The sequence below is a fragment of the Neisseria shayeganii 871 genome (assembly GCF_000226875.1).
Taxonomy (GTDB): domain Bacteria; phylum Pseudomonadota; class Gammaproteobacteria; order Burkholderiales; family Neisseriaceae; genus Eikenella; species Eikenella shayeganii.
The window spans coordinates 490,024-511,179 of record NZ_JH164926.1 but is presented as its reverse complement, the minus strand read 5'-3'; the positions used below and the strand labels follow the sequence as shown (position 1 = coordinate 511,179).

Annotated in this window: 23 protein-coding genes and 1 pseudogene; 11 read left to right on the top strand and 13 right to left on the bottom strand. The window is 52.5% G+C overall.

The genetic code is table 11. The annotated features are described in order from the left end of the window. Both HMPREF9371_RS02275 and HMPREF9371_RS02270 read left to right on the top strand, forming a co-directional pair. The gene (locus tag HMPREF9371_RS02275; RefSeq protein WP_040660009.1) at positions 1–888 is read left to right on the top strand and encodes a plasmid partitioning protein RepB C-terminal domain-containing protein; all 888 of its coding nucleotides are present in this window, start codon (positions 1–3) and stop codon (positions 886–888) included. After that, entirely contained in the window at positions 875–1,774 is a 900-nt protein-coding gene (locus HMPREF9371_RS02270; protein WP_009118231.1) for a plasmid partitioning protein RepB C-terminal domain-containing protein, read from the top strand. Before HMPREF9371_RS02275 ends, HMPREF9371_RS02270 begins: the two co-directional genes overlap by 14 nt. A 64-nt stretch (positions 1,775–1,838) precedes the next feature. On the opposite strand, the gene HMPREF9371_RS02265 is transcribed toward HMPREF9371_RS02270, so the two are convergent. From HMPREF9371_RS02265 to HMPREF9371_RS02240, 6 genes are read right to left on the bottom strand one after another with little or no spacing between them, the layout of a single operon-like run. Next, positions 1,839–2,375, bottom strand: a complete 537-nt coding sequence (locus HMPREF9371_RS02265) for a tetratricopeptide repeat protein (RefSeq protein WP_083813958.1) — start codon at positions 2,373–2,375, stop codon at positions 1,839–1,841. Positions 2,376–2,408: 33 nt separating this feature from the next. Then, positions 2,409–2,951 (bottom strand): hypothetical protein, encoded by a 543-nt coding sequence (locus HMPREF9371_RS02260; RefSeq protein ID WP_040660007.1) that lies wholly within the window; start codon positions 2,949–2,951, stop codon positions 2,409–2,411. A 55-nt stretch (positions 2,952–3,006) separates the two neighbouring features. Further along, the gene (locus tag HMPREF9371_RS02255; protein ID WP_009118228.1) at positions 3,007–3,453 is read right to left on the bottom strand and encodes a hypothetical protein; all 447 of its coding nucleotides are present in this window, start codon (positions 3,451–3,453) and stop codon (positions 3,007–3,009) included. Positions 3,454–3,473: 20 nt separating this feature from the next. After that, the gene (locus tag HMPREF9371_RS02250; protein WP_009118227.1) at positions 3,474–4,067 is read right to left on the bottom strand and encodes a cold-shock protein; all 594 of its coding nucleotides are present in this window, start codon (positions 4,065–4,067) and stop codon (positions 3,474–3,476) included. A 3-nt stretch (positions 4,068–4,070) separates the two neighbouring features. After that, positions 4,071–4,640 carry a hypothetical protein gene (locus HMPREF9371_RS12410; RefSeq protein ID WP_009118226.1) on the bottom strand — a complete coding sequence of 190 codons (570 nt, stop codon included), beginning with the start codon at positions 4,638–4,640 and terminating at the stop codon, positions 4,071–4,073. A gap of 39 nt (positions 4,641–4,679) precedes the next feature. Then, positions 4,680–5,297 carry a hypothetical protein gene (locus HMPREF9371_RS02240; protein WP_040659998.1) on the bottom strand — a complete coding sequence of 206 codons (618 nt, stop codon included), beginning with the start codon at positions 5,295–5,297 and terminating at the stop codon, positions 4,680–4,682. A gap of 167 nt (positions 5,298–5,464) precedes the next feature. On the opposite strand from HMPREF9371_RS02240, the gene HMPREF9371_RS02235 reads away from it, so the two are divergent. Then, positions 5,465–5,881: a helix-turn-helix domain-containing protein gene (locus HMPREF9371_RS02235; RefSeq protein ID WP_009118224.1), complete on the top strand. Its 417-nt coding sequence runs from the start codon at positions 5,465–5,467 to the stop codon at positions 5,879–5,881. 28 nt (positions 5,882–5,909) lie between these two features. Here HMPREF9371_RS02235 and HMPREF9371_RS02230 read toward each other — a convergent pair whose 3' ends face one another. From HMPREF9371_RS02230 to HMPREF9371_RS11350, 5 genes are all read right to left on the bottom strand, one after another. Next, the gene (locus HMPREF9371_RS02230; RefSeq protein WP_156786972.1) at positions 5,910–7,082 is read right to left on the bottom strand and encodes a hypothetical protein; all 1,173 of its coding nucleotides are present in this window, start codon (positions 7,080–7,082) and stop codon (positions 5,910–5,912) included. Between the two features lie 249 nt (positions 7,083–7,331). Continuing rightward, positions 7,332–8,387: a TniQ family protein gene (locus HMPREF9371_RS11355; RefSeq protein WP_009118221.1), complete on the bottom strand. Its 1,056-nt coding sequence runs from the start codon at positions 8,385–8,387 to the stop codon at positions 7,332–7,334. Continuing rightward, positions 8,384–9,265 carry a TniB family NTP-binding protein gene (locus HMPREF9371_RS02225; RefSeq protein ID WP_009118220.1) on the bottom strand — a complete coding sequence of 294 codons (882 nt, stop codon included), beginning with the start codon at positions 9,263–9,265 and terminating at the stop codon, positions 8,384–8,386. The genes HMPREF9371_RS11355 and HMPREF9371_RS02225 overlap by 4 nt, the downstream gene beginning before the upstream one ends. Continuing rightward, on the bottom strand, positions 9,265–11,166 hold the full coding sequence (locus HMPREF9371_RS02220) for a Mu transposase C-terminal domain-containing protein (protein WP_040660661.1): 1,902 nt from the start codon (positions 11,164–11,166) through the stop codon (positions 9,265–9,267). Before HMPREF9371_RS02220 ends, HMPREF9371_RS02225 begins: the two co-directional genes overlap by 1 nt. Then, the gene (locus HMPREF9371_RS11350) at positions 11,163–11,699 is read right to left on the bottom strand and encodes a TnsA endonuclease N-terminal domain-containing protein (protein ID WP_198003607.1); all 537 of its coding nucleotides are present in this window, start codon (positions 11,697–11,699) and stop codon (positions 11,163–11,165) included. The genes HMPREF9371_RS02220 and HMPREF9371_RS11350 overlap by 4 nt, the downstream gene beginning before the upstream one ends. Positions 11,700–12,011: 312 nt before the next feature. Between HMPREF9371_RS11350 and HMPREF9371_RS02210 the strand changes: the two are divergent. The 8 genes and pseudogenes from HMPREF9371_RS02210 to HMPREF9371_RS02175 form a co-directional block, all read left to right on the top strand. Then, positions 12,012–12,653, top strand: a pseudogene (locus tag HMPREF9371_RS02210) (ATP-binding protein); the annotation flags it as partial. 72 nt (positions 12,654–12,725) lie between these two features. After that, a complete protein-coding gene (gene nagZ / locus HMPREF9371_RS02205; RefSeq protein WP_009118216.1) occupies positions 12,726–13,841 on the top strand; it encodes a beta-N-acetylhexosaminidase in 1,116 nt (371 codons plus the stop codon). 236 nt (positions 13,842–14,077) lie between these two features. After that, complete coding sequence (gene rraA / locus HMPREF9371_RS02200) at positions 14,078–14,566, top strand: ribonuclease E activity regulator RraA (RefSeq protein WP_009118215.1); 489 nt, start codon at positions 14,078–14,080, stop codon at positions 14,564–14,566. Positions 14,567–14,603: 37 nt separating this feature from the next. Next, complete coding sequence (locus tag HMPREF9371_RS02195) at positions 14,604–15,023, top strand: OsmC family protein (protein WP_009118214.1); 420 nt, start codon at positions 14,604–14,606, stop codon at positions 15,021–15,023. A 324-nt stretch (positions 15,024–15,347) separates the two neighbouring features. Further along, complete coding sequence (locus HMPREF9371_RS02190; RefSeq protein WP_009118213.1) at positions 15,348–16,379, top strand: ABC transporter substrate-binding protein; 1,032 nt, start codon at positions 15,348–15,350, stop codon at positions 16,377–16,379. Between the two features lie 186 nt (positions 16,380–16,565). After that, positions 16,566–17,471 (top strand): ABC transporter permease, encoded by a 906-nt coding sequence (locus tag HMPREF9371_RS02185; RefSeq protein ID WP_009118212.1) that lies wholly within the window; start codon positions 16,566–16,568, stop codon positions 17,469–17,471. Beyond that, positions 17,468–18,262, top strand: a complete 795-nt coding sequence (locus HMPREF9371_RS02180; RefSeq protein WP_009118211.1) for an ABC transporter ATP-binding protein — start codon at positions 17,468–17,470, stop codon at positions 18,260–18,262. Before HMPREF9371_RS02185 ends, HMPREF9371_RS02180 begins: the two co-directional genes overlap by 4 nt. Positions 18,263–18,337: 75 nt before the next feature. Beyond that, entirely contained in the window at positions 18,338–18,904 is a 567-nt protein-coding gene (locus HMPREF9371_RS02175) for a pseudouridine synthase (protein WP_009118210.1), read from the top strand. A 140-nt stretch (positions 18,905–19,044) separates the two neighbouring features. Here the strand turns inward: HMPREF9371_RS02175 and lolD are convergent, their stop codons facing one another. Together lolD and HMPREF9371_RS02165 are read right to left on the bottom strand one after the other, a co-directional pair. Next, the gene (gene lolD / locus HMPREF9371_RS02170) at positions 19,045–19,725 is read right to left on the bottom strand and encodes a lipoprotein-releasing ABC transporter ATP-binding protein LolD (RefSeq protein WP_009118209.1); all 681 of its coding nucleotides are present in this window, start codon (positions 19,723–19,725) and stop codon (positions 19,045–19,047) included. Further along, positions 19,718–20,968 (bottom strand): lipoprotein-releasing ABC transporter permease subunit, encoded by a 1,251-nt coding sequence (locus HMPREF9371_RS02165; protein WP_040660657.1) that lies wholly within the window; start codon positions 20,966–20,968, stop codon positions 19,718–19,720. Before HMPREF9371_RS02165 ends, lolD begins: the two co-directional genes overlap by 8 nt. Positions 20,969–21,156 lie beyond the last annotated feature (188 nt).

The window sequence follows — 21,156 nt, the reverse complement described above, 5'->3', positions numbered from 1 at the left end:
ATGGTGATTCAAACACTGCCGATCAGTCGAATCAAGGTTCTGAATCCGCGCAGTAGGAACCCCAAAGTGTTCAACCAACTGGTCGCCAGCATCGCGGCAGTCGGCTTAAAGCGTCCGATTACCGTCACCAAATCGGAAATAGTGAATGGAGAACAACGCTATGATCTATTATGCGGCGAAGGAAGATTGACCGCCTGCCAAGAGCTAGGTGAAGAGTATATCCCGTGTCACATTGTGGAGGTTAGTGGTGACGAAGGCTTTTTGATCAGTTTGGCTGAGAATATCGCCAGACGCAAACACACCAATTTGGAAATACTGTCTGCCATTCGGGTATTGTATGAACGCGGATATTCCGAAAAAGATATTTCACGAAAAATCGGCCTTCATCAAGCATACATACGGGGTATTTTACACTTGCTGCGAGAAGGTGAGGTACGCCTGATTGCGGGCGTAGAAAAGGGCTATCTGCCGATCGACGTTGCCGTCGATATTTCCCGTGCAAAAGAAAAAGAAGTCCAAACGGCTTTATCCGATCTCTACCAACAACAGAAACTGAAGCGCGGAGATATTGCCAAAATCAGGAGACTGATCCAACAGAGGAAGCGTGACGGCAAAGCTTACCACTTCACTCCGAGGCGCAACACGCCTGTCAACAAGGATAAGCTGCTTCAAATGTATGAAAATGAAATTAAGCGAAGACAGTTGATGGCGACACAGGCGGAATTTTGCCAACAACAATTGCTGATTATTCTTTCCGGTTTAAATCGTTTGTTCGAGGATAATCATTTCAAAACACTGCTTCGGGCGGAAAACATCGTAGATATGCCTGAAAACCTCAGTAAATGCTTGAACCATTATAGGAAAACATATCTCAATGAATCAGCCTAAACACATCGCTTATGCTTTCCAAGCATCACTGAAGACCATCGCGCTCAAAGATATTCAAACCATGCACCCTTTCCCGGAAGGGATACGGGAAAGCGTGAAGTTCAAAAGCATTTTGGCCTCAGTAGAGGAAATTGGTGTTATTGAGCCGTTGGCCGTTTATGAGGAAAACGGTAAATACCTCTTACTGGACGGCCATCTCCGCCTGCTGGCCTTACAAGAATTGGGAATCGACACGGCAGTATGCCTGTTGTCCACAGACGATGAAGGATTCACCTATAATCGACAAATCAACCGTTTAAGTCCGATTCAGGAATACCGGATGATCAGCCGTGCAATCGGCAAAGGTATACCGAGGGAGAAAATTGCCAAAACTCTGAATATCAACTTATCCGGAATCGAAAGCAAGTTGAACCTGCTGAATGATATTGCGCCCGAAGTGGCCGCAAAACTCGCAGACAAGCATCTGGCGCAGGATACGTTTCGGATTCTTCGAAAAATGAAACCCATCCGACAAATGGAGGCTGCAGATATGATGATTGCAGCCAACAAGTTCACCAAATCCTATGCGGAGATGATCTTGGTGGCATCTGCCCCGGAAGACTTGGTTGATCAGGCTCAGAAAAAGAAAAAGCATTCGGATAGTCTGGAAAAACTGTCACTGCTGGAACAAGAAATGGACAGGTTGAAGGAAGACTATACCCGAACGGAGAAAGAAATCAGCGATACCAATCTGTCTCTGATTGTGGCCGGCGGTTATTTGAAAAGATTGTTGGACAACTCTGCCGTAAAAGAGTTCATCAGTGTGTATTATGCGGATATTCTCACCGCATTGGATACGGTTTCCCGGCAACTGCAACAAGCCCCGATGTCGCTGGAAAAAGAGTAAAGCATCAAAAAGCCGCTTCTGGAAAGCGGCTTTTCTTTATATGAAATCAATGGTCAGGGACTTATTACTGCAACTCCTGTAAAGCTTGGGTAGCATCTTTGTGCCCTTGTTCTGCTGCTTTACGCAACCATATTTCTGCTTGACGAAGATCACGGTTTACACCGACTCCCTGTCGATACATCCTACCAAGATTATATTGTGCATCAGATAAACCTTGTTGTGCCGATTTACGAATCCATGTAGCACCCAGACGAAGATCTTGCGGTATACCACCTTTCCCTACTAAATACATACCTCCAAGATGATATTGTGCCGAAGCCTCACCTTGTTCTGCAGCCTTGTGGAGCCAGTAAAGGGCTTGTTGAGAATCTTGCGCCACCCCCATTCCTTGTGCATACATGGCGCCGATATTACTTTGCGCTTCACGATCCCCCTGTTCGGCCAAAGGAAGCATTATTCGGAATAATTCAGTAAAGCCACCTTGCCGATAGGCAAGACCACTTTGTACTTTTTGGTGCAGTGTAAGATCGGCTTGTGCTGCTGCACTTAGGCCGACACTCAAAATAATGGCTGTCATACGGATGGCGAGATGTCTCATCATGTTTTCCTTTGTCTAAACAATTGAAATGTAAATTTAAAATATGGGGCGACTGAGCTTACAAGAAGGAATATTGGCAGCTTGTTGCTGATATTGCTGAAGCAGAGCGTCTTTTATTTTATTTTTCTCCGGATCAAAGTGATTCAAATGAGCCGTCCGTTCTCTCACCTTTCGATCCAACTCCTGTTGTAATTGTTCGCAAGCTGCTCTGTTTTGCCTTACTTTTCTGGCTTGTTCAGCTTCTACTTCTAAGATTTTTTTGATTTCATCCGCTTGCTCTTGTGTGATCTTCTTCAGCACCTGAGTTCCGGCCCGGATAGTGCTGCCGTCTTCGGAAAGCACCAGCCTGACCGAGTTTGACGGTACTTCAAATTCTCCTTCATTTAACTTGGTTAATACCTGATCTTCTCCCAGTAAGTGAGCAATGGTGTAGGTATTGGCATCCAGTTTGTTGATGACAAAAACGGCTTTTTCGCTACTACTATCCTGCCAATAACCGACATATTTATCGTGCTTGCTACCGCAAGCCGATAGGAAAATCGCCAACCAAAATCCGATCATTATTTTCAGTAAATTCATGATTATCTTCTTCCTAATTTTTCCATTACCGTTGGTCGAATAGAGCCGATAATGCTCACTTGATATACTCATTCATATCATTGGATATATCTCGTATCATTTGAGCAGATTTCTGCCGGATTTGTGAATTGTTGCGATAACCCAAATCTTTGAATGCCGATTCAATTCGGTATCCTGCAAGACGAAAGTATTCATTTTGCAGATCTTCTTCATTCTGGTTCATCTGTGAGGCCATCAAGCTTGCAACTTGAAGGTCTAAGATGGTTCCGGTCATATCCAAATAAACGCACTTCAACAATTCCCGATTCGGTATTCGGCGATAACAGTCGGCTACCCTTTTCGCCAACCCCTGTATCCCGACTTCCTTGTAGGCATCCAAAGCCTGTCGAACGCCTGCTTTTCTGGCACGGGTATTGTCATGCAGCATGACGGGATCGGCATAAGCGGTTTGTACTGCCAACAGCAGTGCGCCCACCCACAGTAGTTTTCGATTGGTTTTCATTTATTCTCCTTCAGATATGTTTATTGATAACGGGCAGCCAAACGATCCAGCAGCCGCCTGATCCACGCCGCCGTTCCCGGCATCCGTTTCAACCGTTCGGCAAGAGGAGGCGACAGACGGTAGTACAAGGCCACCAACCAAGAACCTGCCCGGTGGCGCAGCAGTGTCTCATCACGAAAACGACGCAGAGCAATCACCTCTTCGGCATAAGCATCGCCGTATACCGCCGTTGCGATAAAGCAGCCTTTATCTAAATCTTGGTAGGTCGTGGCGCAATAAGGGCATACCGAGCGACTGATATAGGAACGGTGGGCCGTCCAACTGGCTCTCCCCCTCCGATAAACAAATCTCGGAACCATCTTTTTACCGCACCCTTTGCACACCACCCGTTCATCATTGGAGTCCTGCTTTTTCTGCGGTCTGCCGGTAATTTGAACCTGCTTGGCAATCGGCCCGCGTTTACCCGGTGCCGATTCGAATGCCACCTCGTCGCCGTTTCTCGGCAAATCGCTGCCTTGGATATGGCGGACATTGAAATAATGCTCGGTTCCGTCTTCGGCGATCAGGTAGCCGTAGCCTTTGTCCGCCGAGAACCATTTGACTTTGCCTTTCATGTTTTATCCCAGTCTGAATTCCCTTCTTAAATTTCTGACACATCGGTTCAATTCGTCGCGGTAAGAGGGGGTGTGCCACACTCTATCTTGAGTAGGAAATTTGATTTCCATATCAACTACCCGAAAACTTCGGCCATGTCGGCGCAAGGTGTAATAGACAGTAACAGTTTTAGATTCAAGAAAGTGGGTGAGATTAAATTTAACTTTGACCCGGCCATCCGTCATTACGGAGTAGTCCCTTCTAATATTTAACTCCGGTTCTTCTGCACCGCCGAACATATATGATCCACCACCTAAACAATGAATCTCCCAAGAATGGGGTTGAACCCGTTCCAAACGGCGATCATAATCTCGGGCTTGTTTATAGGCAGCCGCCAACTGGGTATCTGCGTATTTCTCTACCGCATCTTTGTACTGACCAACTTCATGACCGGTATTCCTGTCATAATGCCGGGCTTGCTCTGTATACAACCCTCTCACAAAGCGGATTTTTTCAGCATTGGTATCGGCCCATGCCTGAGCAGAGAGGCCGAGTGCCAGCGGGATAAATAACAGATACGATCTGAGTGTCATGTTTTCTCCTTGATTGATTGCAGGTAAAGTGAATACCCTTTATTCACAGACATACCATTTATCGGGAAGCTCATAAATCACTTGGTTTCCCTCATCCAAACGGATTTTGATTTTGCGACCGGCAAAACCTTCGATATAACCTACTCTGTAATAACTGTGGTTCATGACGCCGCTGCAAATTTTTGTACCAACCTCCCTCATAAGGGCAGCATTTCTCCGCTGCTGTTCGGCGTGTTGTCGATTTCTGTATGCGGCTTGCCGAGACTCTCTCTGTGCCTGCCTTCTCTGGTATACGGGATCTTGTAGCTTGGCAATCTCGTCCAGCCGGCTTTTGGCTCTACTTCGGTATCCGTCCATCTGCCAACGGCTTTCATGGTGATTGTTCATCGCCAAGGTGTAATACCTTTTTGCCATATTCAAATTTTTTTCAACCGGTTCACCATAAAAATGACCGTCAAAATAGGCTTCTGCTACCCGAAACTGAGCAGTCGGATCACCTTCATCTGCAATTGCCCTCATACGCTCCAAACGAGATTTTCCATCCCAGCCAAACTCAATGCCCCGTTCGATACGCATACGGCGGGACTCCAAATCCATGCAACCTGCCAACAGCAGAATTGCACATCCGGTAGTAAGCAACACTTTAAAAAATCTCATATTTTCTCCTAACATAGTTATAGACATAGGTGATAAAAGAATCTCTAGAAATAGACAGAGATACCTACTTAACTTAAAATGTACTGTAATTTACGCAACTTTATTGACATTCGATTTGTCGCTCCAGTCACAAAAAGTACGCCCACCTTCCCAAAAAGTGCTAACCAATGAAAACACACGAGAAAATCAAGCTCCTGCGGGAAGCCCAGAACTGGACGCAGGAAGATATGGCTGAAAAAATGGGAATGTCGCCCAGCGGCTATGCCAAGATTGAACGGGGCGGCACCAAGATGAACTTGCCGCAGTTGGAGAAAATCGCCGATATTTTAGGCATCGGCTTACTCGAACTGCTTCGATCTAGCGAAAGCAACTTGGTTTGCCATATTTCGGAAGGAGACAACAATCAAGGACACAACTATTACAGCGGTTCGCAAGATTTGATTGTTGAAGTGGAAAAATTGAAGTTGAGCTTGCAGCATAAATCGGAACTGCTTGATCAGAAGGATAGGATCATCGCCCGTCTGGAAGAACAAATTGAAACGCAAAAGAATTTACTGAGTCTTTTACAGGCCAAGCCTGAATAATCAAAAAGCCAATGGTATCCCATTGGCTTCAATCTTTTTTCATAAAACTAAACTCTCCCTTCAGTGCGGGAACGAACATCTCCTCTCCTGCTTGAGATACCATATAGCCGTCGGGACGTTCGGTAACAGTATATTCCCGGCATATTTCCCGCCAGTGGAAATACGGCAGGGCCAGCCTAAGCCAATCGTACAACCGGAAAGCATCCGGGTGTTTGTAACAACGCACAACATAGGCGATCACCCTTTTCTCCAAAGCATTCCTTTTGGCCACTTTCATTCGTTCCCGGCCTTTTTCCGTGGCTTTGCCGACTTGCAAATCCAAAGCATACTCACGGCGGAGATGACTGATGAAGCCCGTCAGCGCCGCCCTCTGACCGGCTTTCTTTCGCAAATAGGCATCAATGTCTGCCTGAACCGGAAAACGGCTCAAACCTTGCATCAAGCCGACCACAGGCTGCACCGCCAAACGGACGGAACGAACGGATGTCTTACCGGCGTGATGTTTGGCGAGCAGCTTATCGTAATAGCTTTCAAACAAACTTTCCGCCACAGCATTCCCGGCCAACTTCCCCCGTAAAACTTCAATCCTGTCCTGCTCGGCCAAGTCTAGGGCCAACTGCTTGTCGGTTTTCTGATTGGGTAATTGTTCTAACCATTGTTTGACTTTGAGATAGCGGCGCATTCCTTTGGGTTTGAAGTGGCTCAAGATGGTGGGGAAGTCCGGCAAACTCGGCCATTGCTGCGCGGCAACGCGGAAAAAAGGGGCGTAACGCTCGATGGTCATGGCGGCTTTATCATTGCCGACGTCTTGGGCCAACCACAGAGCAAAGGCAGGAAATGCGTCACGCACCGCCCCTTTCCGAACGGAGACTTTGAGTAAGTTCACTCGATGCGTCAATCTTTCCGCCCAAGCGCAATCATCACATTTTTTTCCTTTCCCTGCGGGTATTTGGGCATGGCAGATTGTGCAGTTTGTATACCCCTCGGTAGCACATTTTTTTGCACATGGCTCCATGCTCTGTTTCCTGTAACATCCGGTGTCTACCGCATTGGGGGCAGCTGGCATGGCCTCTCGCCTTGCCATAGCAACTTGGGCAAAGCCAAGCGCCCGTACCGCTTTTCCCCAAACGGGTGGCTCTGAAAGCTTTTTTTCCGCAAACAGAACAGATTTTCTTTTCCCTGAAATAAACCGAACAAGCATTGCACACCGGACCGTACTGCGTCAGTTTTCCGATGGAATACTGTTCTTTCCCGCAACGCAGACACGGGCGGTTTTTCTTGCATCTGTCACAAACCACATCTTTTTGCCGGTAAGGTAAGCGGTAAATCTGACCGCACTTGACACAGGGTTTGTGCTTGAACTCACGATAGTAGCAAGCATCACAATATCCCTCTCCGTTGAAGAAGCGCCTGTATATCCGCACGGATTTGCCACATTGGGAACAGTCTTTCATGATGCAATGACCCTCTGAATTTTACGTTCCAACCGCGCCCATTTCTTCATCACGGCTTTTTCCGATCGAGGGGAGTTGTATTCGATATTTGATATTGAAGACCGCTCACTAACCGGAAGCTGATCATATAATTCGATAAAAACCGGAGAACGATCTCTGTGCAATACGTTTCGCAACGTGCTTTTTGTGACACGATTTTTCTGAGCTGCTTGAATCAAATTCGACATGGGTTGTTTTATCACACAGGCAGCAGCTTCCAATAAAGCATGACGTTCTCGAATCGGCAGCAACTCGAATGTTCCGCCGGTTTCAGAAGGTTCCGGTAGTTGGAGTAGTTCCAAATCTTGTAACATGGCACTGACATACCCGGCAGGCGCCAAAGTTGCTCTCCGAGTTAAACAAACAACATTATCCAAAGTGAGCAGCCATGTGGGCATATCGAATTTCTGACCGAAACAGCACAACTTGTTCTCCTCCACTGCACGCTGTATGGCAGAAAAGGCAAGCTCAACCGGATTTTTCCGCATATCGTGACCGCAGTGATGACAGAATGCCATCGTCCCCTCGAAGCCGCTCAACTTGGTGGGAGAGTACAAAAATCCGCACTCCGGGCAACAGTCTTGCAACAGAATACGATGCTTGTTACAAGCCGTTGCCCATGCCATCCGCCATTCACGGCGAAGATGGGGAATGCCTTCTTGAAAGCACTGCGGGCAAAACGGCTGTCCGACCGACCGTCTTCTATGCCGGATACCGATAGGCACCATCCAAGGCCAAATCTTACCGGCGGTATTTAACGCCGCCGTGTGCTGTCGTACAGGGTGAATCAACAGCAGAGCATCAACCTCGGCATACGGCCTGCCGGAAGCCTCCGACAGTTGATGGATACGTTCTGCGGGGAGATTTCGCTCAAAGTCACTCGTAAGAAGGCGGCCTTGCCCCCAGACTTTCCAAGATAAGGTCCACATATCGCAAGCGTTCAGCAAAGATATACGTACCATCCAAGAACTTAAAGATTCTTCCGGAATAATTTGCGGAGTACGCATTTTCATACCAACCCCCTTACAGTAGACATAAAGTTCTTCTGCCTCTCAATGGCTTTCAAATCTATTTTCTCCGCTTTCGTGCGGATGGCCTCAACCGCACAGCGTTCCAAAAGTCTGCTTACATTACCCAAATTGCCTTTGCTTTTGTAAAAGATTGCTCTTGCCATATCAGGACTTGCAAGATTGGAAGCTTCTTTTAAAGGCAAGACGGATTCAAAAGACATCATCAAGCGCAGAAAATTCTCGTTTAATTCCCATGCCGGTAATTCCCAAACTTCAAAACGGCTGGCGAATTGTTTGTCCGTATGTAGAATATTGACCGCATTCTCGGTACCTACGCCGATGATCGGGATCTGTAATTCGTTACACAGCCTTTTTAAAGTATTCATCATGTCCCGCTGTTTGCGGGCCGTTCCGCTGAACATTGAATGAAATTCATCAATGATCAGCATTTTTACTCCGAAAGTACGCATTAAATGCAAAGTTTGCGTATAAAACGTCTCGACTGTCGCCGTATCCCGATATACCGCCATCAACTCGTTCAAAATAGCCATATACAGTGCTTTTTCACTGGCAGTAGCAGGGGACTCGATCATCAGAATCGGCTTGATCAGATTCAAATCTTCGTCTTCGTATGCCTCACCATACTTTTTGTAGAAATGATGAATCAAAGTTGTTTTGCCGTTATTTGATTCACCAATCAACAAAATATTCGGCATACGCGGTTTCTTCGGATAATTCAGCATTTCTTCCAACAGCTGCAGAATTTCCCGTGCTTGACTGTACCCAATCCAACGCGACTCCCGAATAAAAGTGATCCGCTCCTCATCCGACAATGACAAACAGTGTCGGAACTTGGGATGGATATGTGAATAGCGTTCCATCACTCAATGTCCTCAAACGGTTTGATCTCAGCTTGTACGGCCAAATCCGGTACGGTAATCTCGGCCACAGGTGGCGGATTTCGAGATACATCGGGCTGAATAGGGGTAATCTGCCTATCGTGAAGAACATTGCGCTGTCTTTTGCGTCGTGCTTTCAATGTCTCTTTTTTTGCGCTCTCTTCCAAACGACTCATCTGCTGTATTGCCTCAATCAGTTGATGCTCGTTGTAATTTTTCCTTCCCAATTCACGCAAACGCTTTTTTGTTTCCCGCAATTGCCATACGCTTGTTCGAGGAAACTTTTGATCCGCTGCAGGGATACCGACATAGCTTTCTGAATTCGGATTAAAAAAGTAAATGACTGCCACATTGCGCGGATCCCGTCGAAACAGGTATTCACACGATTTGCCGTTCTCACTCTTTCCGATGAACGGTGCCAGACAGAAGTCAAAATAACGCACTCCGTCCCAAGTCACGCCATTAGCCTGAATGGTACGGTGAGTAAAAGGCATAAAATCCAACATCAGCCTTTCCTTATCCACGGGAATATTGGGTAAGCCGCAACCGATGTATTCACGACCGTTACCGAAAATACCGAGATCCCATTTATCTTCAGGCCGCATTTCAATACCACGGTGAATACGTTTGTGATAAACATTCACAATCAAATTCAACAGCCATTCTTCCAGTTCATCAAACGTGAACGATGCCTTATCGACTGATTTATAATTATCTTTTTCTTTTACATTCGAAAACGTAGTGCCGGCCAATTGATGACTTTCCCGCATCAAAGTACCAATCAGGCGTTCAATATGACCACCGTAATTCGGTACCCTAACAGGCCGGTATTCCAAGGTAATACCATACTCAAGACAAGCCCTTTTCAGGGTTTCGGTACGGAAATCCATGCCATTGTCCACATGGATTTTTTTCGGCAAACCCCAAACCTTCCACTCTCCATTGACACCTTTGGCTGACAGCCATTCCTCTTTCGGCAGTACACAATGGGCAATACACATAGCAACCGAAATTTCGGACGGGGCATCCAAAGACAGGTAATAACCACAGATCATGCGGCTGTAAACGTCAATCGCAACCGTCAACCAAGGCCGTCCGATAGCTTGGCGGGTTTTATCGTCCACCAAGATGATGTCCATCGGCGTATGGTCAATTTGGATCACATCCAAAGGATAAGATACATCGGGAAAGTGGCCGGGCTTCGGCTGGAATTTGTTTTTGGCCTTTTCTTTGTAACCCCGCCTACGCAAAACTTCCTTCTCCGACAGTTCATTCATCCGCTTCCTGATCGAATTATCTGCAGGAGGCTTGATTCCGCGTTGATGGCATAAAACCCGTATCTGCTGGATGACTTTGATCGGGGAAAGACGTTGTTCTGATAAGTAGTATTTCTGAATCGCCTCCTGAATGATTTTTTCTGTTTCTTTATCCAGTCTGGATGCACCTTCCAACCAGCCTCGTTGCCGGGAAATCAGCGAAGAAATACTATTGTTGGCTTTATAAGCACGCAGCCAGCGGTAAAGAGAGGAATAACCCACCCCTTTTTCCTTTGCATACGCTTCAATGGCTGTTCTGCCGGTTATTTCATCTTTCAATAAGGGCTGGATCAACTCATAGCGATATTTTGCTTCTTCCCAAATCTCATCCTCAAGTTGATCCAAATCTCCCGCATAAGGAGCAATATTGGTTTTCGGCAACCCCAATTCTTCAATTTTTAATACTTTTTCTTGGCCGTTTTCATCGGCAGCCAAAATATAAGTGTGGTCAATCAGCTTACTGATCCGGTATTGCCGATCGGTAGGAATGTGACGCACATACTCATTAACAGAAAGACTTAATTTGCCTCGGGAAGCTGCCTTTTTTTGTTTGTCTGAATCAGTCATTTCTTTCTCCATATCAAAGTATCGGCAGAGAGAGGATCGTCTAAGTCACAAAACAACCCTCTGTTTGCCAGCATTCGATAGACCTCCGAGCCGCAGGCAGGAAAAGTGGAAAAATGCGACAAAATATTTCCCATCGAAACCATGCCGTCACCTACAAAATCAGCAATCAGGCCGGTCAGTGCGTCGTCAGGCTGCTTATCGAGAAAACGTGAAAGTGTTTTAATATTCGCCAACCGCTGTCCCCTTATGCGTGACTCATCATAAATACGGAACAAGAAATCCCGCTCAACAGCCCAACGGTAAGCAGCCTTCCATTTCGGCAACCAAGAACGCCAATGACTGCGCCATTCGGATTCAGGTTTGACTTCGACCAACATCCCCTGCTTTGGACAACCTTGCTCAAACAACACAAGGAAATCCGGCGTATATTGATAATTTCTTCCTTTCAACAGAAAAGGAATCTTGATGGGCTGGGCAACGACCTTAACAACAGAACAGTCAAATTCTTGCAATATGATAAAATCCCGTTCCAAAGACGATTCGTAAGCAAGCGAATACTGTCTGCGGAACGGATACACCCCGGATACACTGCGTCGGGTAGGCTTGATCTCTCGCACAGGATGAAACACAAAAACACCCTTATAAACTAACTACTCGAAATCAGATTATAAGAGTGTTTCATTTATTTCTGATGTGCTTTACCGTGTTTTACTTATTTCTGGTATAACAAGACCGTGGTTCATCTATTTCTGAATTTTGTGTCACATTATTCTGAATATTTCACGAAGAGATTAGGGTTCTGGCGGGATTTTGTGTCAGGTTATTCTGAATATCACAGACACCATGACCTTCGTCCCGGAGAAATCTCGCTGGCCAACGCCGGAATTTTGTTTTTAGACGAGATGCCCGAATTCGACCGTAAGGTATTGGAAGCATTGAGAGAACCTTTGGAAAGCGGCGAAATCCACATCTCCCGCGCCGCCCGTCAGGCCGTGTTTCCGGCGAAGTTCCAATTGGTGGCCGCCATGAATCCCTGTCCTTGCGGCTATTTGGGTCATCCGGTGAAGCCGTGCCGCTGCACGCCCGAAAGCATTCAGCGTTACCGCAATAAAATTTCCGGCCCGCTGCTCGACCGTATCGACCTGGTCATCGAAGTGCCCGCGCTGCCTGCCGCCGATTTGGTGCAGGCCGAAGCCGGCGAAAGCAGCGCAACCGTCCGCCAGCGTGTGATCTTCGCCCGTGAGAAACAATACGCCCGCCAAGGCAAACTGAACGCCCATTTGTCGCCCACCGATTTGGACGGCATCGCCGCCGTCAGCCCCGAAGCCAAAAGCACCTTGGGCAATCTGCTGGAAAAACTCTCCCTCTCCGCACGCAGCTTCCACCGCATCTTGCGCGTGGCACGCACCTTGGCCGATTTGGCCGGTGACGACACCGTAAACGAGCACCATGTGTTACGCGCCGTGGCTTTCCGCCGCAGCCTGTGAGCCTTGCCGCCCAGGCTACCTGAAACCTGATAACCCCCCTTTTGCCCGTTTCCCAGAAAGTTTCTTCATCATATGAACACGCCCCTTTCCCTGCCCCGCGGCCCCGTGATGGCCGATGTGGCCGCCTACACCCTCAGCAGCGAAGAAAAACAGCGCCTGCTCGACCCCGCCGTCGGCGGCGTCATCCTGTTTCGCCGCAACTATCAAAACCGCGAACAACTCGCCGCCCTGTGCCGCGAAATCAAAGCCCTGCGCACGCCCGAACTGGTGATCGCCGTCGACCACGAAGGCGGCCGCGTCCAGCGCTTTATCGACGGCTTCACCCGCCTGCCCGCCATGCGTGTTTTGGGTGAGATTTGGGAGCGGCAGGGGCAGCCGGCCGCCGAAAAGGCCGCCGAACAAATCGGCTGGGTGCTGGCCGCCGAATTGCGCGCCTGCGGCGTGGATTTGTCGTTCACGCCGGTGCTGGATTTGGATTGGAGCCGATGCGAAGTCATCGGCAACCGCAGCTTCCACCGCCGTGCCGACATCGTTGCCGCCCTCGCGCTCGCCCTGCAGCGCGGCCTCAACCGCGGCGGCATGAAAAGCTGCGGCAAACACTTCCCCGGCCACGGTTTTGTTGCCGGCGACAGCCATTATGTGCTGCCCGAAGACGGGCGCAGCCTGGCCGAGCTGGAAGCCGACGACATCGCCCCCTTCCGTGCGCTGGCCGCCGAAGGCATGGCCGCCGTGATGCCCGCCCACGTAGTGTATCCGCAGATCGACAGCCAACCCGCCGGCTTCTCGCCCTACTGGCTGCAAACCGCGCTTCGCCACGACATCGGCTTTCAGGGCGTGATTTTCTCCGACGACCTCACCATGGAAGGCGCCTGCGGTGCCGGCGGCATTGCCGAACGCAGCCGCCTGTCGTTTGCCGCCGGTTGCGACATCGTGTTGGTCTGCAACCGCCCCGATTTGGTGGACGAACTCTTGGCCGCCTTCAAACAGCCCGACAGCGGCCTAGCCGGCTGGGCCGAAGCCAACCCGCAACTGGCCGGGCGCTGGCAGTATATGGCCGGCAGCGGCGAACCGGCCGCCTTCGCCGCCCTGTTTGACGATCCCGCCTTCCAAGCCGCCCAAGCGCTCACTGCTGCTTTGGCTTCACCGCAAGATTTGGTTGGCGGGGTAAAAGTGGGCGAAGCGTTCTGATGCCTGTTTTCAGGTAGCCTCAGGCTAGCTGAAAGACCTGCCGTTGATGATCAGGTTTAGTAAAGAAGACGGCAGCCGCACCCTGCTTCAAGCGCCAGACAAAACCGCTCTTCGCACCCTAAACCGCAAAAACTACCCCCCGCCGTGACAATTCTGGTCTTTGCCGCAGTAAACCCTGGCTACCCGAGCAAAGCCGCCGGCCCCACCCTCTTAAAGGCTACCTGAAAGGATTCGATATGACCGCAGACTTCGCCACCGCCGACCTCATCGATCTGGCACCGGACACCCCTTCCTGCGAAACCGACTTCAAAAGCTACGGCCGTCGTCGCCGCTTTTGCGGCCGCATCCGCACCATCCGCTGCCATCAAGACAACGGCCTGATCAAAGCCCTGATGAACACCCCCGGCAACGGGCAGGTGTTGGTGGTGGACGGCGGCGGTTCCCGTTACAGCGCGCTGATGGGCGACATGATTGCCGACGCCGCCCGCCAAAACGGCTGGGCCGGCGCCGTGATTTTCGGCGTCATCCGCGACAGCGTGGCCATCGACCAAATGGACTTCGGCATCAAAGCCTTGGGCACCAACCCGAAAAAAAGCGGCAAAAGCGGCGTGGGCGAAAGCGATGTGTCCGTTTCCTTCGGCAACCTCACTTTCACCCCCGGCCACTATCTTTACAGCGACGAAGACGGCATTTTGGTGTCGCCCGAGCCGATTGAGGCCGCCTGATTCTGTTTGATTCACTTTTTACCTCAGGAGACATCCGATGAAAATTACCAGCCAATGGGTAGACGGACGCTGCTTCGTCGCCACCAATGCTTCCGGCCAAAGCGTGATCATGGACGGCGCCCCGGCCGCCGAAGGCAACAAACGCGGCGTCAGCCCGATGGAAATGCTGCTGATGGGCATCGCCGGCTGTTCCAGCATCGACGTGGTGGACATCGCCAAAAAACAGCGCCAAGACGTGCTCGACTGCATTGCCACCGTGGAAGGCAAACGGGCCGACAGCGTGCCCAAAGTGTTTACCGACATCCACATCCATTTCAAGGTTGTCGGCCGCGGCCTGAACCCCGAGGCCATCGGCAAAGCCGTGCAGCTCTCCGCCGAAAAATACTGTTCGGCCTCGATTATGCTGGGCAAATCGGCCAACATCAGCCACAGTTTTGAAGTGGCCGAAGCGGAATAAGCCCGTTCAGGCTACCTGAAAGGCAAGAGGCCGGCCCGTTCCGGCGGATCGGCCTCTACTTTTTTATCTGGATGGCCAAACAAGCGTATCCGGCCAAATATCCCACCGGCGAAGTTAAAATTAAGTAAAAATTGCCGCTAAGTAAATTTTTAAGCAGTTTTTTGCTGATTATTCATATTTAAAACCACTTAATTCTTTTGAAAATAGATTCAATGAAATAATATTGCAAAGAAACCTCAATATTCACGCTGCGAAACAGATGCTTTTTCAGTCAAAAAAATTTATGATGCGGCCTTTCCTTAAAACGCTACAAAGGACGACCCCATGAACCTGAATTTGCGCCGCAATCTTCCCCTCAGCCTGCTGGCTGCCGCCTTCCTGGCCGCCTGTTCCCCGGCAGAGAAACAAGCCCCGGATCCCGCCGGCAGCGCTTCCGATGCCTCCGCGCCCGCTGCCGCCAGCGAAACCAAGCGCGTGGCCATCACTTCCATCGTCGAACACCCTGCGCTGGACGCCGTGCGCCAAGGCCTGATCGAGCAGCTGAAAGCCGAAGGCTTTGAAGAAGGCAAAAACCTGGTGATCGACTTCCAAAGCGCACAAGGCAACCCGGCCACCGCCGCCCAAATCGCCAAGAAATTTGCCGGCGACAAGCCTGATGTGATCGTGGCCATCGCCACCCCCAGCGCCCAAGCCGTGGCCTCCGCCACCCAAGACATCCCCCTCGTTTATTCTGCGGTAACCGACCCCGTAGCCGCCAAACTGGTGCCTTCTTGGGAGGCCTCCAAAACCAATGTCACCGGCGTATCCGACCAGCTGCCTTTGGAGCCGCAAATCAAGCTGATGCACCAATTGGTGCCCAGCCTGAAATCCGTCGGCTATGTTTACAGCCCCGGCGAAGTGAACTCCACCGTGGTGCGCGACCAGCTGAAAGAAGAGTTGGGCAAAACCGGCATCACCCTGGCCGAAGCGCCGGCCCAGCGCACCACCGACGTGCTGACCGCCGCCCGCAGCCTGCAGGGCAAAGCCGATCTGATCTACACCTCACTGGATAACAACGTGGTGTCTTCCTACGAAGCCATGTACAAAGCCGCCAACGAAATCAAAGTGCCGCTCTTGGCTTCCGATACCGACTCCGTTTCCCGCGGTGCCGTGGCCGCTTTGGGTGTGAACTACCACAACATCGGCTTGGAAACCGGCAAAGTGACCGCCCGCATTCTGCGCGGCGAAAAAGCCGGCGACATCCCCTCGCAACGCATGGAGCAGTTCGACCTCTACCTCAGCCCCAAACACGCCGCCGAACAAGGCATTACCCTGTCTGAAGAGCTGAAACAGCAGGCCACCAAAATCGTAGAATAAGCCGGCCGGTTTATGCCGCACCCTTTCAGGTAGCCTGATTCAGGCTACCTGAAAATTATCCTCCGGCGAAAGCCGCCGGATACCCCCCTTTCCGCTTCGGGCCGTCCGAGCCACCGCACAGACTGCCCCGCACCCCAAGCGCACGGTTACCCACCGTGTCCGTACCACCAATCACAGAGAACCTTCATGTCTTTGATTGCCCTCTTCGGCGCCTTTGAAACCGGCCTCGTTTATGCCCTGGTGGCTTTAGGTGTGCTGATTTCCTTCCGCATCCTCGATTTCCCCGACCTCACCGCCGACGGCAGTTTCCCCTTAGGCGCCTTTGCCTGCGCCGTCTGCATGGTGGCCGGCATCCATCCCTTTATCGCCGTTGCCGTCGGTTTTGCCGCCGGCTGTCTCGCCGGCATCCTCACCGCCTGGCTCAACATCAAACTCGGCATCCTCCACCTGCTGGCCGGCATCATCGTGATGACCGCGCTGTATTCCATCAATCTGCGCATCGGCGGCGCGCCCAATGTGCCCTTATTGGGCACCGACACCGTGTTCGACATCTTCACCCCGCTGCTCGGCCGCGGCGTGTGGCAGAACACCGCCGTGCTCTTGGCCGCCGTCATCGCCATCAAACTGGTTTTAGACTGGTTTTTCGCCACCGAAACCGGGCTGGCCATGCGCGCCACCGGCGCCAACCCCCGCATGGCCCGCGCCCAAGGCATCGCCACCGGCCGCATGGTCTTGGCCGGCATGGCGCTGTCCAACGGCCTGATCGCCCTGGCCGGCGCCCTGTTTGCCCAACTGGCCGGCGGTGCCGACGTGGCCGCCGGCCTCGGCACCATCGTCTTCGGCTTGGCCGCCGTGATTCTCGGCGAAGCCCTGCTGCCGAGCAAAAACATTCTGCTGATCACCCTCTCCGCCATCATCGGCTCCGTGATCTACCGCCTGTTTGTGATGGTGGCCATGGGCAGCGAAACCCTGATCCAGCTCGGCCTGAAAACGCAAGACCTCAATCTCATCACCTCCGTCATGCTGGTGCTGGTGCTGTTGGTGCCGAAAGCCAAAGCGAAAATGAAACAACAAAGGAAACTGGCATCATGATGCGCGCCGACAATCTCCGTCTTACCTTCAATCCCGGCACCGCCATCGAAAACCCCGCCCTGCGCGGCATGAGCCTGCACATACGCGACGGCGAATTCGTGACCGTCATCGGCAGCAACGGCGCCGGCAAATCCACTTTCCTCAACGCCATCAGCGGCGACATCGGCATTGATTCCGGCAGCATCCAGATCGACGGCCGCGACGTGACCCGCCTCAGCGCCCACGAGCGCGCCGGCTTGGTGGCCCGCGTGTTTCAAGACCCGATGGCCGGCACCTGTGAAGGCTTGAGCATCGAAGAAAACCTCGCATTGGCCTACAAACGCGGCCAGCCGCGCCGCCTGGGGCTGGCCTTAAACAAACACAACCGCGAGCTGTTCCGCGAAAAACTCAGCATCCTCAAACTGGGGCTGGAAAACCGCCTCACCGACCGCATGGGCCTGCTTTCCGGCGGCCAGCGCCAAGCCGTCAGCCTGCTGATGGCCAGCCTGCGGCCGAGCAAAATCCTGCTGCTCGACGAGCACACCGCCGCTCTCGACCCCAAAACCGCCGCCTTCGTGCTGGAGCTGACCGACCAAATCATCCGCGAAAACAAACTCACCGCCATGATGGTGACCCACTCCATGCAGCAGGCCCTCGACCACGGCCACCGCACCGTGATGTTGCACCAAGGCCAAGTGGTGCTCGACGTTTCCGGCGAAGAGCGCAAAGGCATGACCGTGCGCGACCTTCTGGATATGTTCGAAAAAACCCGCGGCGAAAAAGTCAGCGACGATGCCCTGTTGCTGAGCTGACACCGCCACAGGCTACCTGAACGAACACCGATTTTCCGCTTTCAGGTAGCCTGATCCGCCTCCCTTCTTTCCGCCATGTCCGATCTGATTGTTTTCAACAAACCCTACGGCGTCATCTGCCAATTCAGCCCGCACGAAAAGCACCGCACGCTGAAATCCTTCATCCCCCTGCCCGGCGTTTATCCCGCCGGCCGGCTCGACACCGACAGCGAAGGGCTGCTCCTGCTCACCGCCGACGGCCGCCTGCAGGCCAAGATTGCCGATCCCAAACACAAAACCGTCAAAACCTATTGGGCACAAGTGGAAGGCAGCCCCGACCAAGCCCGCCTCAATCTGCTGCGCCAAGGCGTGGATTTAGGCGATTTCGTTACCCGCCCCGCCCAAGTGCGCGTATTGGCGGCAGCGGAAAGCGCCCGTTTGTGGCCGCGCCAGCCGCCGGTGCGCGAGCGCAAAACCGTGCCCGATTTCTGGCTGGAAATCCGCATCAGCGAAGGCAAAAACCGCCAAGTCCGCCGCATGACCGCCAAAGCGGGCTACCCCTGCCTGCGCTTGGTGCGCGTGGCCGTCGGCCGCCTGAACCTGTTCGATTTGGCCCTGCCTTTGGGCGAATGGCGCGCCGTGCCGCCTCAGGCGCTCTATTGATTGTTGCATCTCGGCCTTTCAGGCTACCTGAAAGCCGAATCAACCATAAAAAACCGCACTTCATCCGGCATGAAGTGCGGTTTTAATTGGCTTGCGCATTAAGCAATGCTGTCAGGAAGCGTGTGACGTTGTTCTGCCGGCTAGGCTTCCAGCCTGCCGTCGCGCATGATCAACACCCGGTCGAAGCGGCGGGCCAAGGTGTCGTCGTGGGTCACCACAATCAGGGCGGTGCCCAGTTCGCGCTTGAGTTCCAACATCAGCTCGAACACATGCGCCGCATTGTGGCGGTCGAGGTTTCCGGTGGGCTCGTCGGCCAACAGGCAGGCCGGGCGCGTAACCAAGGCACGGGCGATGGCGGCGCGTTGGCGTTCGCCGCCGGAAAGCTCGCCCGGCCGGTGCAGCATGCGCGCTTTGAGGCCGACTTTTTCCAGCATCTCGGCTGCCTGCGCCTCCGCTTCGGCTTTGGGGCGGCGGGCCACCAGCAGCGGCATCATCACGTTTTCCAAAGCGGAAAACTCGGGCAGCAGGTGGTGGAACTGATAAACAAAACCCAAATGGCGGTTGCGCAGCGCGCCGAGTTCGGCCTGATTGAGGCGGCTGAGCTGTTGGCCGCGGATCAGCACCTCGCCGCCGCTGGGTGTGTCCAGCCCGCCCAAAATATGCAGCAGCGTGGATTTGCCGCTGCCGGACGCGCCGATAATGCCCACGCCTTCGCCTGCGGCTACCTGAAAATCCACCGACGAGAGCACGTCCACCTTCAACAAACCGTCGGCATAGGTTTTGCTCACGCCGCGGCATTCGATCACGGTTTCTTTATTCATAACGCAAAGCCTCGGCAGGTTGGGTTTTCGACGCACGCCAGCTTGGATAGAGCGTCACCAGGAAAGACAGGCCGAGCGAGATGGCCACAATCACGGCCACATCCGACCATTTCACCTGCGAGGGCATGTAGTCGATAAAGTAAATGGCGGAAGTCACCAGCTTGCGGCCGGCCAGGGTTTCGATGCCGGCCACGATGTGGCTCACATTGAAGGCAATCAAAAGGCCGAACACCACGCCCCAGAACGTGCCGATTACGCCCAGCAGCGAGCCCTGCACGAAAAAGATTTTCATGATGCCGCGCGGCGGCACGCCCAGGGTGCGCAAAATGGCGATGGCCGACTGCTTTTCGGTTACCGTCATGATGAGGGTAGAAATCAGGTTGATGGAAGCCACCAAGCTGATGAAAAACATAATGATGAACATCATGCGTTTCTCCACCGCCACCGCCTGGAAATAATCGCGGTTTTGGAAAGTCCAGTCGCGCACCATGATTTTGTCCTGCTGCGCCGCCGGCACCACGGTGCCGCTGATTTCGGGCGCGTTTTCCGGCTGTTTCAGCCGCACCTGCAGGCCGACATCGGCGTCGCCCGCGCGGTAGAGCACTTTGGCGTCGTCGATGTGGATCACCGACAGGCTGTTGTCCACCGCGAAAATGCCGGTGTCCACCACCGCCACCACGGTAAACTGCTTCATGCGCGGCACCATGCCCACCGGCGTCACATTGCCGTCGGGCGAAATCAGGGTGACTTTCTCGCCTTCGTTCACGCCCAAATGCTCGGCCAGGCCGCGGCCCAGAATCATGTCAAACTCGCCCGCACGCAGGCGTGCGTAGTATTCGCTGGGAAATTTGCTGCCGTATTCCGACACCTTGTTTTCTTCGGCCGGGTCGATGCCCTTCACCTGCACACCCTGCACTTCGCCGGCATTGGCCAACAGTGCCTGCCCGCTCACATAAGGCGCCACGCCGGCCACATGGCGGCTTTGCTGCGCCACTTCGGCCAGGCCGTGCCAGTTGTCGCTTTCCTCCGGCAGCAGATACATCATCTGCATATGCGGCGTCACTTGCAGCAATTGGCCGCGTACTTCTTTCTGAAAGCCGTTCATCACCGACAGCACCACAATCAGCGCCATCACGCCCACGGCGATGCCGAGTATCGAAATAATGCTGATCAGCGACACAAAACCGCTGCGTTTTTTGGCCCGCAGATAACGCAGGCCGATCCAAGTTTCCAAAGAAGCCATCATCTGATTTCAGGTAGCCTTTCCTATGGGCGGTTTCGCCGCCCGATTGCAAACAGGGGCGCATTGTACCCGAAAACTGCGGCGGCACCGATGTCGGATGACTACTTTGACGCCGAAACATCCGTCAGGGCTGCCCGCAAGGCTTGAGCCGGCTGATGTCCGAAACGCAAACAGGCTGAGACCTTTGC